Source organism: Streptomyces sp. NRRL B-1140, assembly GCF_001280065.1.
GTDB lineage: Bacteria > Actinomycetota > Actinomycetes > Streptomycetales > Streptomycetaceae > Streptomyces.
Genome location: NZ_LGEA01000099.1, coordinates 152,911 through 167,744 on the forward strand (window position 1 = coordinate 152,911; position 14,834 = coordinate 167,744).

Here is a 14,834-nt window from a genome sequence, read left to right on the forward strand (position 1 = left end):
GGCCGGTGCTCCTTCCGGAGGTCCGGATGCCGTTCCCCTCCACGGTCCCACGATGTCAGTGCACGGCGTCCAGCCGGGCGCGCTGCTCCGGGGTCAGCTCGAGGTCGACGGCGGCCAGGTTCTCCTCGAGCTGGGCGACCGAGGAGACCCCGGCCAGCGGCACGACGGGCAGGTCGCCGCCGATCTGCCAGGCCAGCACGACCTGGTTGACGGTCGCGCCGGTCTCCCGGGCCACGTCCCGCAGCACCGCGAGCCGGGCCGGGGTGCCGGGGTGGTCGAACTCGGCGGGCATGCGGTCGGGGCGGGTGTAGGCGCCCCTGAGCAGCGGCGAGTACGCGACCAGGGTCAGGCCGGGCTCGGCCCTCAGGTAGCCGAGCAGGTCGGGGCCCGCGTAGCCGAGGCTGCCGTCGGGAAACAGGCCGTCGGGAACGTCGGCGCGGGGGCGCAGATGGGTGTGGGCGTACTGGAGGACCTCGTAGCCGGGAAGTCCGGCCGCTGCGGCGAGGGCCCGGGCCCGTTCCACGCGCCAGGTGGCGTGGTTGCTCACGCCGAGCAGTCCGACGGTGCCCTCGGCGACCAGGGCGCCGAAGGCCTCGACGGTCTCCCGCGGCTCGACGGTGTGGTCCTCTATGTGCGCGTACAGCAGGTCGACTTTGGCGAGGCCGAGCCGCTCGCGGCTGCGTTCGGCGGCTTCGCGGATCACCTTCGCGGACAGGCCCTCGGGGTTGTCGACGTAGCCGGTGCCGGGGGCCAGGGGGCGGGCGCCGAGCTTGGTCGCGATGACGATCTCGTCGGCTATGCCGCGGCTGCGCCGCCAGCGGCCGAGGAGTTCCTCACTCTGACCGCCCTGACCACCGTCGGTCCAGAAGGCGTAGTTGTCGGACGTGTCGATGAAATTCCCGCCGGCTTCGACGTAGCGGTCGAGTACGGCGAAGGACGTCGCCTCGTCCGTCACCGAGCCGAACAGCATCGCGCCGAGCGCGAGGACACTCACCTCGCGGCGGGTCGTGGGGTTCGTGCCGATCGTGCGGTACTTCACGGGTGTCGCTCCCTCCGGTGCTCCGGGTCTCGGGCACGCGGGGGAGTCTTCATCTTGGAGTGCTCTAGAGGTCAAGGGCCTGCGCACCACTCGTGCGCACAACGAAAGGGTCCCGCAGGCATCGGCCTGCGGGACCCTTCGCACCGTCGGGACGACAGGATTTGAACCTGCGACCCCTTGACCCCCAGTCAAGTGCGCTACCAAGCTGCGCCACGTCCCGGTGCGCGCCACCCGCGGTGAGCCGCGTGATCGCGCGAACAGCACCTTACCCCACACCCCGGGCCGCGCCGAAAACGGGCCGGGCGGGACAATCGGTCCATGGGCAGCACAGGAGAGACCGGCTCGGACCGGCCGGGCGGCGCACGGGACCGCGACGACGAGGGGCGGGCGCGCAACGCCCGGCCCCGGGACGGGCTCGGGCGGCCGCTGCCGTACGGCGCGGACGGTGTGCCCCGGCAGCCCGAGGGCGTCGTCCGTACCCCCGGGGAGACCGTCGAGGAGGCACAGCGGCTGCTGGACGAGGGAAAGCCGTTCCACGCGCACGAGGTCTTCGAGGACGCCTGGAAGTCGGGGCCCGACCGGGAGCGCGAGCTGTGGCGCGGGCTCGCCCAGCTCGCCGTGGGGCTCACGCACACCGCCCGGGGGAATCTGACCGGCGGAGCCCGGCTCCTGCGCCGCGGAGCGGGAGCGGCCGAGGCCTGGGTGTCCGCGGCCGGGCAGGCCCTGCCGCACGGGATCGACGTCGCAGGCGTGGCCGCGTGGGCACGGGAGCTGGCCGGGGAGGTGGAACGGGACGGCCGGGCGGTGGACGCGGGGGCGCGGGCGCCGCGGCTGCGGGGTGGGGCGGCCGGGAGCCGGCCCGCGCACGGGGAGGGCTGAACCCGGGCCCGTGATCAGGCCGTCGAACCCGTGCGGCAGACTCGGGGCGTGCGAAAGATTCATGTCATCGGTATCGGCGCGGGCGACCCCGACCAGCTCACCCTGCAGGCGGTCAGGGCGCTGCGGAACACGGACGTGTTCTTCATCCTGGAGAAGGGCGAGGTGAAGGCGGACCTCACCGGGCTCCGCCGGGACATGCTCGACGCACACGTGCCCGAGGGGACGTACCGCGTCGTCGAGGCGCGTGACCCGGAGCGGGACCGGAGCGCCGGCGGCGCGGCCTACTCCCCCGCCGTCGGGGACTGGCGCAGCGCCCGCGCCGACATCTACGAGCGGCTGATCGCCGAGGAGCTCGGCGAGGAGCAGACCGGCGCGTTCCTGGTGTGGGGGGACCCGTCGCTGTACGACAGCACGCTGGGGATCCTGGAGGAGGTGCTGGAGCGGGGCGCCGTGGCGTTCGAGTACGACGTCGTGCCCGGCATCAGCAGCGTCTCGGCGCTCGTCGCCCGGCACCGCACGGGCCTCAACCGCGTCGCCCGGCCGGTGCAGATCACCACCGGCCGGCGCCTGGCGGAGGGCTTCCCGGAGGGCGTGGACGACGTGGTGGTCATGCTCGACGCCCATCAGACCTTCCGGCAGTACGCACAGGAGGACGTCGACATCTACTGGGGCGCCTACATCGGCACCCCGGACGAGCTTCTCGTCTCCGGCCCGATCTCCGAGGCGGGGCCCCGCATCGAGCGGTTGCGGGCGGAGGCCCGTGAGCGCAAGGGCTGGATCATGGACACGTACCTGCTGCGCCGGCGTCCCCGCGACTGACGGGACCGGCGGGCCCGTCACCGGTCACCCGTGCGGACGTTGCGGCCTGGGCACGCAGCCCACCCGGGCCCGGCCCGAGCCCCAATCGGTCCAGCACGCCCTCCACGTCGGGCACGGCCGTCACGCCGTCCGGCAGCGGCGGCCGCCGTACGACCACGACCGGCAGCCCGAGGTCCCGGGCGGCGGTCAGTTTGGCCGCCGTGGCCGCTCCTCCGCTGTCCTTGGTGACCAGGACGTCGATGCGGTGCTCACGCAGCAGGGCGGTCTCGCCGGGAACCGTGAAGGGGCCGCGTGCGAGCAGCACGTGGGTGCCGGGGGGCAGCGGCGGCTCGGGGGGGTCCACCGAGCGCGCGACGAAGTGGAGGCGCGTCAGGTGGGCGAAGGAGGCCAGGCCGAGGCGCCCGGTGGTGAGGAACACCCGGCGGCCGAGGCGCGGGAGCAGGTCCGCGGCGGCGTCCAGGGTGGGGACCGGGTGCCAGTGGTCCCCGGGGCCGGGCCGCCATCCGGGGCGGCGGAGCACCACGGCGGTGACGCCGGTCTCGGTGGCGGCACGGGCGGCGTTGGCGGTGATCGACTCGGCGAAGGGGTGGGTGGCGTCGACGAGGGCGTCCACGCCCTCCTCCCGCAGCCATCCGGCCAGTCCCCGGGCCCCGCCGAAGCCCCCGACGCGCACCTCCCCGTCGAGTGCGCCCGGCTGGGCGACGCGCCCCGCCAGGGAGGTGGTGACGCGGACGCCGGGGCGGCTGGACAGGGCCGTCGCCAGGGCACGGGCCTCGGTCGTTCCGCCGAGGATCAGGACGTGAGGGGACACGAGGCCGAGCGTACGAGGTCCGGTTCCTCCCGGGGTGGAGCGGGTGCCGACCGGCGAGCACGGCCCCCGGTGGATATCGTCCTGGCATGAGGTCCGTGCGTGCCGTGCTCGTGGACATCGACGGGGTGCTCACCGTCTCGTGGCGGCCGTTGCCCGGGGCCGTCGAGGCGTTGCGGGAGATCCGGGAGGCCGGGTTCGGCGTCCTGCTGGTCACCAACACCACCTCCCGTACCCGCGCTTCGATCGCCGGGACGCTGGCGGAGGCGGGGTTTCCCGTGTCCGCCGAGGACATCCTGACCGCGCCCGCCGCCACCGCCGCGTACCTCGCCGAGCACTGTCCCGGTGCCCGGTGCGCGCTGCTGAACAGCGGCGACATCGCGGAGGACCTGGACGGTGTCACCGTCGTCGAGGCGAGCGACACCGGCAGCGTGCCGGATGTCGTGCTGGTCGGCGGTGCCGGCCCCGAGTTCGGCTACGCGGCGCTCGATCGTGCCTTCGGGCATCTGCAGCGCGGGGCCCGGCTGGTCGCGATGCACCGCAACCTGTACTGGCGTACCGCCGAGGGGCTGCGGCTGGACTCCGGGGCGTTCCTGGCCGGGCTGGAGCGGGCGGCGCGGGTGGAGGCCGAGATCACCGGCAAGCCGGCGCGGGCGTTCTTCGACGCGGCGCTCACCCGGCTGGGCGTCGGCGCGGACGAGGCGGTGATGGTCGGCGACGACGTCGAGTCCGACGTGCTGGCGGCGCAGCGGGCCGGGGTCACCGGGGTGCTCGTGCGGACGGGGAAGTTCCAAGAGGAGACCCTGCGGGCCGCCGACGGCACTCCCGACCACGTGATCGGCTCCTTCGCGGACCTCCCCGCGCTGCTGCCGGAGTCAGCGCAGCAGTAGCTGCAGACCGCCCACGATCGTCGCCGCGATGACGAGCTGCTCGAACAGCCGCTGGTTGATGCGGTGCACGGCCCACTTGCCGAACAGCGCCCCGGGGACGACGAACACCACGAGCGCCAGGTCGAGCAGGAGCGAGCGGCCGTCGATGAGGCCGAGGCCCGCGCTGAAGGGCAGCTTGGAGACGTTGACGATCAGGAAGAAGAAGGCCGAGGTGCCGAGGAAGCCGAGCTTGCGGAAGCCCGCGGAGAGCAGGTACATCGACATCACCGGCCCGCCCGCGTTGGCCACCATGGTGGTGAAGCCGCCGAGGACACCGTAGGAGCGGGCCTTGAGGCGGCCCGAGCGAGTGGTGACCGAGTCGGGTTCCTCCTCCCTGTCGGCCGTGCGCCGGCGCCAGACCGTGACCGCCGCCATCAGCAGCAGGATCGCGCCGATCGAGGTCCGTACGATCGAGTCGTCGGCCCACAGGAGGAACACCGTGCCAACGACCACGCCGGCGGCGACCGCGGGGAACAGCCGCCACAGCGTGGGCCAGTGGGCGTGCCGCCGGTAGGTGGCGACGGCCAGGAGGTCGCCGGCGATCAGGATGGGCAGCAGTACGCCGGTGGAGGCGCGAGCGGGGAGCACCGCCGCGAAGACGGCGAGGCTGACCGTGTTGGCCCCGCTCACGGCGGTCTTCGAGAAACCGACGAGCAGGGCCGCGAAGGCGAGGGCGGCGAACTCCCAGCCGGTGATGTGCCAGAGCGTCATGGTGTTCATGCGAACACCGATGCTATGTGCAACGAACCGGTGCTGTAAGCGCTGTCTCGCCTGGTGGGCCGGGCCGGGGCCGTCAGGGCCGCTCGACGAGGACCGCGCTCCCCTGGCCCACCCCGACGCACATCGTGGCCAGTCCCCGCCCCGCGCCCGTACGCCGCATCCGGTGCAGCAGCGTCGTCAGGATGCGTGCTCCGGAGCAGCCCAGGGGGTGGCCCAGCGCGATGGCGCCGCCGCTCGGGTTGACCAGCTCCGCGTCGATGCCGAGCTGGTCGACGCAGGCGAGGGCCTGGGCGGCGAAGGCCTCGTTGAACTCGGCCTCCTGGAGGTCGCCGACGCTCCAGCGCGCGCGGGCGAGCACCTTGCGGGTGGCGGGGACGGGGCCGATGCCCATGACGTCGGGGTGGACTCCGGCGGAGGCGCCGGCGACGTAGCGGCCGAGGGACTCCAGCCCCAGCTCGTTCAGGGCGTCCTCGCTGACGAGGAGGAGACCGGCGGCGCCGTCGTTCATCGGCGAGGCGTTGCCCGCGGTGACCGTGCCGCCGTCGCGGAAGACCGGCTTGAGCCGGGACAGCTTCTCGGCCGAGGTGTCCTCGCGGACGCATTCGTCGGTGTCGACGACCACCCCGTCGGGGCGTTCCACGGGGAGGAGCTCGTCGTCGAAGTGGCCGTTCTTGCGGGCCAGGGCGGCGAGCTGGTGGCTGCGCAGGGCGAAGGCGTCCTGGCGTTCGCGCGTGATGCCGTACCGTGCGGCGACCTCCTCGGCGGTCTCGCCCATGGCCAGCAGGCCGTGCAGCTCGCGCATGACGGGGTTGACCAGGCGCCAGCCGAGGCGGGTGTCGGCGGTTTCCATACGGTGCGGCAGGGCCTCGTCGGGGCGGGGCAGGACGAAGGGGGCGCGGCTCATCGACTCGGAGCCGCCCGCGACCACGATGTCGGCCTCGCCCGCGGCGATGGTGCGGGCAGCCGTGGTGACGGCTTCCAGACCCGACGCGCAGAGCCGGTTGACGGTGGCGCCGGGCACGGAATCGGGGAGACCGGCGAGCAGCGCGGCCATGCGGGCGACGTTGCGGTTGTCCTCGCCCGCCTGATTGGCGGCGCCCCAGTAGACGTCGTCGATCCGTGCCGGGTCCAGCGCGGGCACGCCGGTGACCAGGGCGCGGACCACGGTCGCGGCGAGGTCGTCGGGGCGGACCGAGGAGAGGGATCCCCTCAGCTTGCCGATGGGGGTGCGGCGGGCGGCCGCGAAGTGGACGGGACGCACGAAGGGCTCCTCACGCCGCGCATCAACGCGCATTAATTAGCACTGCTAGTTTCGGACTATAGTCCTTCGGTCCGCCGCGTGTGAAGATGGTGCGCCTCTCGCGGCTCCCCGCAGCCGTACCGCAGGTCGGACGATGCGCATGCGTCGCGTTTGCACCGTTGCGCCCGGGGCACCCGCGCGTTCATGGAGTGGTTGCGCAGCGCCGCCTGCGTGGGCGAGGACCCCGAGCTGTTCTTTCCCGTGGGCACCGCCGGCCCCGCCTTGCGTGACGTGAGCGCCGCGAAGCGGGTCTGCGCGCGCTGCCCCGTGACCGACCAGTGCCTGCACTTCGCGCTGAGCAGCGGCCAGGCCGCGGGCGTGTGGGGCGGCACCGGTGAGCAGGAGCGCGACGCACTGCTCCGGACGACCAGGAACGACGCGAGAAGGAGAAGCGCCCTATGACGACTGTGAGGAGCACTCTGCCCGACGACGCCCGAAAGGTCGCCTGCGAGGCACTCCAGGACACCTTGGTGGATCTGCTCGGGCTCTCGCTGGTCGGGAAGCAGGCGCACTGGAACGTCGTCGGACCGCGGTTCCGGTCCATCCACCTCCAGCTCGACGAGGTGGTCACATCGGCCAGGGACTTCGCCGACACGGTCGCTGAGCGGTCGGCGGCGCTGGGCGTCCCGCCGGACGGCCGGCCGGAGACCGTCGCCAAGGCCTTCACGCTGCCCGCCCCGCAGGAGGGCTGGGTGCGCGACTCGGACGCCGTACAGGTGATGGTCGACGCACTGCAGGACGCCGTCGCCCGGCTGCGCGAGCGCATCGACGCGACCGAGAAGGCGGACCCGGTCACCCAGGACCTGCTGATCGGCATCACCGCGGAGCTGGAGAAGCAGCGGTGGATGTTCGACGCCGAGAACTTCCCCCGCTGACCCGCGGGCGGACGGGCACGGAGCACCCACGTACGGAAAGGGGCAGGCGATGACCGACGCCCTCGAACTCGACGCGCTGTGGGAGGACTTCCACCGCGTGGTGAACATGACCTCGCAGGAACTCGCGGCGTGGCTGCGGGTCCGCGACGCCGACGAGGACACCGAGCCGCTGCCGGACCAGGCGGGCCCGGCCACCGGGCAGCACGTCCTGGCCATCCTCCAGAAGCGGCGCACCGACCTGACCGAGGACGACCTGCGCGTGATGCGGAAGGTCGTGGACAAGGTCACCGACGAGGTGGACCTCGAGAACGAGCCCGTGCCCGAGGTGACGGCCGAGGACACCCGTCGCCGGCACCGGCTGATGACCGTCGGGCACGACCCGCTGAAGGGGTAGTCCGTGGACCGCCCGGAGCGCGTCATGCGGGAACTCATCGGCGCGCATGGCCGGACGTACGCCGAGGAGGCGGGCATCGGGCTGAAGGACACACCCCAGCCGCTGTACCGGCTGCTGGTGCTGTCCCATCTGCTCAGTGCCCGCATCCGCGGTTCGATCGCGCTGGCCACCGCCCGCGCTCTGCACGAGGCGGGGCTGCGCGATCCGCGGCGCATGGCGCGGGCTTCCTGGCAGGAACGGGTCGACGCGCTGGGCCGGGGCGGTTACCGGCGCTACGACGAACGGACCTCCACCCAGCTCGGTGACGCCGCCGAGCTGCTGACCGAGCGGTGGGGCGGCGACCTGCGGCGGCTGCGGCGGGAGGCGGACGGCAAAGTCCCCGAACTGCGCCGCCTCCTCCAGGAGTTCCCCGGAATCGGGCCCGCCGGCGCCGACATCTTCCTGCGCGAGGCGCAGGGCGTCTGGCCGGAGGCTGCCCCCTACCTGGACGCCAAGGCCCTCCAGGGTGCCGAGCGGCTGAACCTGCCCGGGGATCCGGAGCGCCTCACCGAACTGGCCGGCGACACCGGCCCGGCCGTCCTCGCCGCCGCGCTGGTGCGGGCGGCGGTGGACAAGGAGGTGGCGCAGGACGCACTGCGCCGCGCCGGCTGACACGGCCCTCGCACCCGGCTCACCCCAGCAACCAGCCCCCGTCCACCGTCAGTTCGACGGCGTTGACCGACCGGTTGCGCAGCAGGAAGTCCACCGCGTCCACCACGTCCGCCATCGCGGCGAGCCGCCCCGTGGGTGTCTCGGTGCGCAGGGCCGCGAGCACCTTCTCGGGTTTGGCCTGCCAGTACGGGCTGTCGCCCACGACGCCGGGATGCACGGCGTTGACCCGGACGGGGGCGAGCTCGACGGCCAGGGAGTTCATCAGGCCCCGCACGCCCGCGTTGACCGTCGCCACCGTGGTCGCGCCCGGGTAGGGGCGTTCCTTGGCCTGGCCGCCGAAGAGCACGATGGCGCTGTCGTCGTGCAGACGGCCCCGCAGCGCGTGCACGACCTCCGTGTACCCGACGAGTTTGAGGGTGACCAGGCGCAGGGCGGCGTCGATGTCGTAGTCGGTCACCTTGTTGTCGTCCCGGGAGACGCCCGCGATCACCAGATGGTCGACGCGCCCCATACCGGCCAGGGCCGCCGCGATCTCCAGCGGCCGTGCCAGGTCGAGGGCGAGTCCGCGGGCGCCGACCTCCTTGGCGATGGCTTCGGACCGCTGGGTGTCGCGGCCGGTGAGAACCACGTCGTCTCCGTTTCCGGCGCACGACCGGGCGAACTCGAGCCCGATCCCGGACGTGCCGCCGACGACGAGCACACTGCTCATGACTTCTCCTCCAGTGCCGCGCGCAGGTACTCCCAGTCCCGCGTGAACCGGTACGAGTGCCGTGACGGCGGTTGCGGCGCCTGTGTCTCCAGCCAGCGCAGCGGTTCGTGCCCGGCGTTGACGAACCCGTGCACGCATCCGGCACCCGCCCAGGCCACGTCGCCGGGCTCCAGCCGGTACCGCTCGCCGTCGAGGGTGGCCTCCGCGACGCCCTCCAGGATCAGATACGTCTCCTCGAAGGGGTGGTCGTGGGTGCCGATGACCCCGTCGGACGCGTACTGCACCATGAACATGGTCGAGGCGACCGCGCCCAGATCGCCGTCGATCATCATTTTCACCGTGATCCCGCTGTAGACCAGCAGCGCGGTGCGCATGCTCGCCGTGACGGCCAGCAGATCCTGGGACTGCCTGCCGGGATCCATCTGGGCGGGCTCGAACCGGCCGAAGCCGCGGGTGCGCGGATCGCGTACGTCCACCCGGACCGGTTCGCGCGCGGGCAGGGCCGGTACGGCCAGGGTGTCGTGCCCGTAGCGGGCGCGCGGCACCGGGGCCAGCATCTCCGCCCAGCGGCCGCCGCTGTCCCCGGCTCCGCGCCAGGCGTGCGGGACGCCGGTCGGCAGCAGGCCGTAGTCGCCCTTCTCCAGCCGGTACGAACCCTCGGGCAGGTCGAGGATCGCGGACCCGTCGAGGAGGTGGAAGCTCTCCTCGTACGAGTGCACATGGGCGGGCACCCCGCCGTCCGGGAGCAGTTCGCACAGCCCGAAGCCGGTGTGGACGCTGCCGTCGTCCTCGCCGACCAGCGCCCGGCGCCGGTGCCCGTGGCCGTCGTAGGGCGGCTCGGGCAGGCCGGCGGCGTGGCGCACCAGGTGACTGGTCATGCCGGAGCCTTCGCTTTCTTGGCCTCCTTCGCCGCGAGGAGCCGGTCGCGGGACTCGCCGACGAGCCGCAGGGCGCGGGCGGTGTCGCCGAGGAGCCGGCCGTCGCGTTTGCGGATCACGCCGTCGACGAGGACGGTGTCCACGTTGGAGACGTCGGCGCACAGGGTCACCGCGGCCACCGCGTCGTGCACCGGGGCGACGTTGGGAGCGGTGGCGTCGATGGCGACGACGTCGGCGCGTTTGCCGGGCGTCAGGGAACCGGTACGGTCCTCCAGACCGGCGACGTGGGCGCCGTTCACGGTGGCGGCCTCCAGCATCTGACGCACTGTCAGCATGGTGCTGGGCACCGGCATGTTGGCCTGCCAGCAGTCGGCGTTGACGCGGGCGCGTTCGGCGCCGAAGGCCGCCCGGATCTGGGTGAACATGTCGCCGGGCACGGTGGTGACGACGTCGACGCTGAGCGCGGGCCTCAGACCGTACTCCAGGGCCTGCATCACGGGCGGCCAGCCGTGCCCCATCTGAAGCTCCACCTGCGGCGCGACCGAGATCATGCCACCGCTGTCGGCGACCATCTGCCACTCCTCCCCGCTGAGGTGACAGCTGTGGACGTAGGTGGTGTCCGGGCCGAGCAGCCCCAGACCGTGGAGCTGCTTGACCATGCCGAAGCGGCCGGCGAGGCGCCCCATGGCCACGTGCACGGTGATCGGCAGGTCCAGTTCGCGCGCCATGGCCCACTCGGCGGTGACGACCTCGTCGACGCAGAATCCGGGGCCGCGGGTGGCGAGCCCCATGGTCAGCAGACCGTCGTCGGACGCGAAGTACGTCGACCGGATCCGCCGTACGTCGTCCGCGGGGATCGCTATCGTGCTCTCGAACCAGTACTCGGCGAGGGAGGTGTTGGCACTGCCGTACGCGTACTGCGCCCGGATGCCGGATTCCCTCAGGCCCTGGATCGCCGCGTCCGGGTGCTCGGGGGTGTTGTTGATGTGCGACCAGTCGACGAGGGTGGTGATGCCGGCGTTGAGGCACTCCAGCGCGCCCGCGAGGTTGCCTGCGTACACGTCGTCCGGGGTGTACAGGGGGGCGAAGGTGTCGAGGATGTCGACGAAGTAGTCGTCGAGGGTGGCGTCGGGGGCGACGCCCCGGATGGGGGCCTCCCAGGTGTGGCGGTGGGTGTCGACGAAGCCGGGGATCACGATGCGGCCGCTCATGTCGAGGGCCTCGGCGTCGGCGCTGATCTCCGGTTCGACGGCCGTGATCCTGCCGTCCTCGACGAGGACGTCCCCCTGGGGCAGGTCCCCGATGCCCGGGTCCATCGAGATCACGTGACCGGAGCGCAGCAGTGTCCTGGTGGTCATCGCGCTTCCTCCCATGGGGTGTTCGGTGCGGGTGGGCGGCTCAGTACGCGGCGAGCCGGCGCACCTCCGTGACGATCTTGTCGACGGTGGGAATGACCTGCTCCTCCAGTGCGTCCGCGAACGGCAGCGGGACGCACTCCCCCGCCACCCGCCGCACCGGCGCGTCCAGCAGGCCGAATCCCTCGTCGGCGACGACCGAGACGACGGTGGCGCCCCAGCCGCCCTGGTACGGGTTCTCCTCCACGGTGACGAGCCGGGAGGTCTTGCGCAGCGAGGCGAGGACGGTCGCGGCGTCGAGCGGGACCAGGCTGCGCAGGTCCACCACTTCGGCCTCGATGTCCTCCCCTGCCAGGACGTCGGCGGCCTTGAGGGCCAGGGGGACCGTGGAGGCGAGCGCGACGAGCGTGATGTCGCCGCCCTCGCGGACGACCGCGGCCCGGCCCAGCTCGACGACGTGATCGGGTGGGGGCGGCGGGCCCTTGGCCGCCAACAGTCCCTTGTGCTCGAAGAAGACCACCGGGTCGTCGCTGCGGATCGCCGCGGCCAGCATGCCGACGACGTCGGCGGGTGTCGCCGGCGCCGCCACCTTGAGCCCGGGGACGGTCAGGGCCCAGTTCTCGGTGGCCTGGGAGTGCTGCGCGCCGAAGCCGAGTCCGCCGCCGTTGGCGGTGCGCACGACGAGGGGCACGGTCACCTGGCCGCCGGTCATGTAGCGCACCTTGGGGATCTCGTTGGCGAGGTAGTCCCAGCAGCAGGCCAGGAAGTCGGAGAACATGATCTCCGCGACGGGCCGCATCCCGGTCATGGCGGCGCCCATCGCCGCTCCCACGATGGCCTGTTCGGAGATGGGCGTGTCCCACACGCGCTCGGGTCCGAACTCCTCCAGCAGGCCCGAGGTCGTCTTGAACACCCCTCCGGCGGCGCCGATGTCCTCCCCGAGGCACACCACCGACGCGTCCCGCCGCATCTCGCGGGCGATGCCCTCGGCCACCGCGTCCCGGTAGGTGATCACGTCCGCCATGTGGCACCTCCGTCCGCCCACACGTCCGTCAGTGCCTCACGCGGATCGGGCGGCGGGGCGGCCTTGGCGGCCTCCACGGCCCGCTCCACCACGGCCCGGGCCCGCCCGTCGGCCCCGGCGACCGTCTCCGCACTCACCCCGAGCTCGGCCAGGCGCCCCCGGGCGAGGTCCAGCGGGTCGTGCTTCAGCCAGCGTTCGACCTCCTCGGCCGGACGGTAGGCCGCCGGGTCGGAGCGGCTGTGCCCGAAGTGGCGGTAGGTCTCGGCCTCCAGCACGGCGGGCCCGTCCCCGGCCCGGGCACGCCGTGCGAGCCGCCCCACCGCCTCCTCGACCGCCACGACGTCGTTGCCGTCGACGACCTCGCCCGGGATGCCGTGGGCGGGGGCCCGGTCGGCAGCGGGGCGGGGCACGGCCGTGACGTCGGCGATCGGCGTGTACTCCATGTACAGGTTGTTCTCGCACACGAACAGCACCGGCAGCTTCCACACGGCGGCCAGGTTGAGCGACTCGTGGAAGGCCCCGATGTTCGTCGCGCCATCACCGAAGAAGGCGACCGCCAGTTGCTCGGTGCCCCGCAGCCGGGCCGACCAGGCGGCGCCCACCGCCATCGGGAGATGGGCGCCGACGACGGCGTACGAGCCGAGCATGCCGGTGGCCGCCTTGGTCAGGTGCATGGAGCCGCCCTTGGCCCGGCAGAGCCCGGTCGCCCGGCTCATCAGCTCGGCGAGGCACTCCTCGGGGGTGGCGCCCCGGGCGAGGGCGTGGTGGTGGCCCCGGTAGGTGGCGAACACGTAGTCGTCCGGGCGCAGGGCGGCGCTCGCGCCCACGGCGATCGCCTCCTGCCCGGCGGCGAGGTGCGTGGTCCCCTTCACCAGTTGCTGCAGGAACAGGTCGTGGGCGGCCTTCTCCGTCCGGCGGATGACGGTCATCCGCTCGTACCGGTCGAGGAGCGCGGTGGCGTCCATCAGCGGTCCCCGTGGCTCGTCCGCCGACGCTCCCCGGTGTGCGCGTGTGAGCGCTCCCCGGTGTCCGCGCGTGAGCCGTGCCCGGTGTCCGCGTGCGCGCGCTCCCGGGTGGCCGCGGGTGAGCGGTCCTCAGTGACGGGGTCCGGCCGCACGCGGTCCCCCGTGTTGAGGTGGGACTGCGCCTCGCGCCGGGTGTTCAGTTCTCCGCCCACCGTCCAGTACTTGTGCCCGGCCACCAGCAGTTCCTCCGCGGGGAACTTGGTGATGACCTCGCAGCCCGCGGCGGTGACGACCAGTTCCTCCTCGATCCGGGCGGCGGACCAGCCGTCGGCGGCCGGCCAGTACGTCTCCAGTGCGAACACCATGCCCTCTTTCAGGACCTCGGGGTGGTCGAGGGAGACCAGACGGCTGAAGATCGGCTTCTCCCAGATCGACAGGCCGACGCCGTGGCCGTACTGGAGGGCGAAGGCGGCGGTCTCGTCGGCGAAGCCGAACTCCTCGGCGCGCGGCCAGACCCGCACGATGTCGGCGGTGGTGGCGCCCGGCCGGACCAGGGCGATCGCCTCGTCCATGTACGCCCGGCAGCGCACGTACGCGTCCCGCTGCGCCCGCGACGCGCTGCCCACGGCGAACGTGCGGTAGTAGCAGGTGCGGTAGCCGAGGTGGCTGTGCAGGATGTCGAAGAAGGCGGGGTCGCCGGGGCGGACCAGGCGGTCGCTGTAGACGTGCGGATGCGGTGAACAGCGCTCGCCCGAGATGGCGTTGACCCCTTCGACGTACTCGCTGCCGAGGTCGTACAGCACCTTGCTGACCACGCCGACGCACTCGTTCTCGCGCACCCCCGGGCGCAGGTACCCGTACAGCTCCTCGTAGGCCGCGTCGACCATGGCGCAGGCCTGGGTGAGCAGGGCGATCTCGTCGCCGGTCTTGATGCGGCGGGCCTCCAGGAACACCTGCTGCCCGTCGACGACGTCGATGCCCTCGGCGCGCAGCGCGGCGAGGACCGGCATCTCGGCGACGTCGACGCCGAGGGGTTCGCCCGCGAGCCCGTGCCCGCGCAGCTCGGCGGCGATCTTGGCCGCCACGTCCTCGGCGATCCCGGCGTCCGGGTGGAAGGCGCCGCGTAGGGTGGAGATGCCGGCCCGGGCGCCGGTGGGCGGTCCACCGCCGCCGTCGCCGTAGTCGAGCCACGGGTTGTACAGCTGGTGGTGACGGGCCGCGGAGCCGAAGTCCCAGACGACCGGTTCGCCGTCGCGGACCAGCAGGGCGAAGCGGATCAGCTTGTCCATCGCCCAGGTGCCGATGTGCGTGGCCGTCATGTAGCGGATGTTGGCGAAGTCGAAGCTGAGCACCGCGCCGAGCTCCGAGCGGTTCAGGGATTCGTGCAGCCGGGCCAGCCGCTGTCCCCGCAGCCGGTCCAGGTCGATGCGCTCTTCCCAGTCGACGGCGTTGGGGCCGTATGTGCGGATCGCCATGGCGACCACCCCCA

Annotated in this window: 17 protein-coding genes and 1 tRNA gene; 7 read left to right on the top strand and 11 right to left on the bottom strand. The window is 72.9% G+C overall.

What is annotated here, in order from left to right; genetic code table 11:
- Positions 1–55 precede the first annotated feature (55 nt).
- Positions 56–1,039 carry an aldo/keto reductase gene (locus ADK65_RS19510; protein ID WP_053671586.1) on the bottom strand — a complete coding sequence of 328 codons (984 nt, stop codon included), beginning with the start codon at positions 1,037–1,039 and terminating at the stop codon, positions 56–58.
- A 146-nt stretch (positions 1,040–1,185) separates the two neighbouring features.
- Positions 1,186–1,259 (bottom strand) — tRNA-Pro (locus ADK65_RS19515).
- 98 nt (positions 1,260–1,357) lie between these two features.
- Here ADK65_RS19515 and ADK65_RS19520 point away from each other — a divergent pair.
- Together ADK65_RS19520 and cobF are read left to right on the top strand one after the other, a co-directional pair.
- Complete coding sequence (locus ADK65_RS19520) at positions 1,358–1,918, top strand: DUF309 domain-containing protein (RefSeq protein ID WP_053671587.1); 561 nt, start codon at positions 1,358–1,360, stop codon at positions 1,916–1,918.
- Positions 1,919–1,966: 48 nt separating this feature from the next.
- Positions 1,967–2,737 carry a precorrin-6A synthase (deacetylating) gene (gene cobF / locus ADK65_RS19525; protein WP_199825665.1) on the top strand — a complete coding sequence of 257 codons (771 nt, stop codon included), beginning with the start codon at positions 1,967–1,969 and terminating at the stop codon, positions 2,735–2,737.
- On the opposite strand, the gene ADK65_RS19530 is transcribed toward cobF, so the two are convergent.
- The gene (locus tag ADK65_RS19530; RefSeq protein ID WP_078956055.1) at positions 2,697–3,548 is read right to left on the bottom strand and encodes a cobalt-precorrin-6A reductase; all 852 of its coding nucleotides are present in this window, start codon (positions 3,546–3,548) and stop codon (positions 2,697–2,699) included. The two genes, cobF and ADK65_RS19530, sit on opposite strands and share 41 nt — an antisense overlap.
- 86 nt (positions 3,549–3,634) lie before the next feature.
- On the opposite strand from ADK65_RS19530, the gene ADK65_RS19535 reads away from it, so the two are divergent.
- Complete coding sequence (locus ADK65_RS19535) at positions 3,635–4,435, top strand: HAD-IIA family hydrolase (protein WP_053671589.1); 801 nt, start codon at positions 3,635–3,637, stop codon at positions 4,433–4,435.
- On the opposite strand, the gene ADK65_RS19540 is transcribed toward ADK65_RS19535, so the two are convergent.
- Together ADK65_RS19540 and ADK65_RS19545 are read right to left on the bottom strand one after the other, a co-directional pair.
- Positions 4,421–5,194: a sulfite exporter TauE/SafE family protein gene (locus tag ADK65_RS19540; RefSeq protein ID WP_053671590.1), complete on the bottom strand. Its 774-nt coding sequence runs from the start codon at positions 5,192–5,194 to the stop codon at positions 4,421–4,423. The genes ADK65_RS19535 and ADK65_RS19540 overlap by 15 nt on opposite strands.
- 73 nt (positions 5,195–5,267) lie before the next feature.
- Positions 5,268–6,455: a thiolase family protein gene (locus ADK65_RS19545; RefSeq protein WP_053671591.1), complete on the bottom strand. Its 1,188-nt coding sequence runs from the start codon at positions 6,453–6,455 to the stop codon at positions 5,268–5,270.
- 183 nt (positions 6,456–6,638) lie between these two features.
- Here ADK65_RS19545 and ADK65_RS19550 point away from each other — a divergent pair, with 183 nt between their 5' ends.
- Genes ADK65_RS19550 through ADK65_RS19565 form a run of 4 tightly spaced genes read left to right on the top strand, consistent with a single transcriptional unit; the run spans position 6,639 to position 8,414 of the window.
- Complete coding sequence (locus ADK65_RS19550) at positions 6,639–6,896, top strand: WhiB family transcriptional regulator (protein ID WP_053671630.1); 258 nt, start codon at positions 6,639–6,641, stop codon at positions 6,894–6,896.
- Positions 6,893–7,369, top strand: a complete 477-nt coding sequence (locus tag ADK65_RS19555) for a Dps family protein (protein ID WP_053671592.1) — start codon at positions 6,893–6,895, stop codon at positions 7,367–7,369. Before ADK65_RS19550 ends, ADK65_RS19555 begins: the two co-directional genes overlap by 4 nt.
- A gap of 49 nt (positions 7,370–7,418) precedes the next feature.
- Complete coding sequence (locus tag ADK65_RS19560) at positions 7,419–7,763, top strand: DUF3140 domain-containing protein (RefSeq protein ID WP_053671593.1); 345 nt, start codon at positions 7,419–7,421, stop codon at positions 7,761–7,763.
- Between the two features lie 24 nt (positions 7,764–7,787).
- Positions 7,788–8,414 carry an endonuclease gene (locus tag ADK65_RS19565; protein ID WP_420709053.1) on the top strand — a complete coding sequence of 209 codons (627 nt, stop codon included), beginning with the start codon at positions 7,788–7,790 and terminating at the stop codon, positions 8,412–8,414.
- A 19-nt stretch (positions 8,415–8,433) separates the two neighbouring features.
- Here the strand turns inward: ADK65_RS19565 and ADK65_RS19570 are convergent, their stop codons facing one another.
- Genes ADK65_RS19570 through ADK65_RS19595 form a run of 6 tightly spaced genes read right to left on the bottom strand, consistent with a single transcriptional unit; the run spans position 8,434 to position 14,820 of the window.
- On the bottom strand, positions 8,434–9,123 hold the full coding sequence (locus ADK65_RS19570; RefSeq protein ID WP_053671595.1) for an SDR family oxidoreductase: 690 nt from the start codon (positions 9,121–9,123) through the stop codon (positions 8,434–8,436).
- The gene (locus ADK65_RS19575) at positions 9,120–10,001 is read right to left on the bottom strand and encodes a cupin domain-containing protein (protein WP_053671596.1); all 882 of its coding nucleotides are present in this window, start codon (positions 9,999–10,001) and stop codon (positions 9,120–9,122) included. The genes ADK65_RS19570 and ADK65_RS19575 overlap by 4 nt, the downstream gene beginning before the upstream one ends.
- Positions 9,998–11,359, bottom strand: coding sequence for an amidohydrolase family protein (locus tag ADK65_RS19580; protein ID WP_053671597.1), 1,362 nt, complete (start codon positions 11,357–11,359; stop codon positions 9,998–10,000). The genes ADK65_RS19575 and ADK65_RS19580 overlap by 4 nt, the downstream gene beginning before the upstream one ends.
- Before the next feature lie 40 nt (positions 11,360–11,399).
- The gene (locus tag ADK65_RS19585) at positions 11,400–12,380 is read right to left on the bottom strand and encodes an alpha-ketoacid dehydrogenase subunit beta (RefSeq protein ID WP_053671598.1); all 981 of its coding nucleotides are present in this window, start codon (positions 12,378–12,380) and stop codon (positions 11,400–11,402) included.
- Complete coding sequence (locus ADK65_RS19590) at positions 12,368–13,345, bottom strand: thiamine pyrophosphate-dependent dehydrogenase E1 component subunit alpha (protein ID WP_053671599.1); 978 nt, start codon at positions 13,343–13,345, stop codon at positions 12,368–12,370. Before ADK65_RS19590 ends, ADK65_RS19585 begins: the two co-directional genes overlap by 13 nt.
- A complete protein-coding gene (locus ADK65_RS19595; RefSeq protein WP_234352915.1) occupies positions 13,345–14,820 on the bottom strand; it encodes a M24 family metallopeptidase in 1,476 nt (491 codons plus the stop codon). The genes ADK65_RS19590 and ADK65_RS19595 overlap by 1 nt, the downstream gene beginning before the upstream one ends.
- Positions 14,821–14,834: the final 14 nt, after the last annotated feature.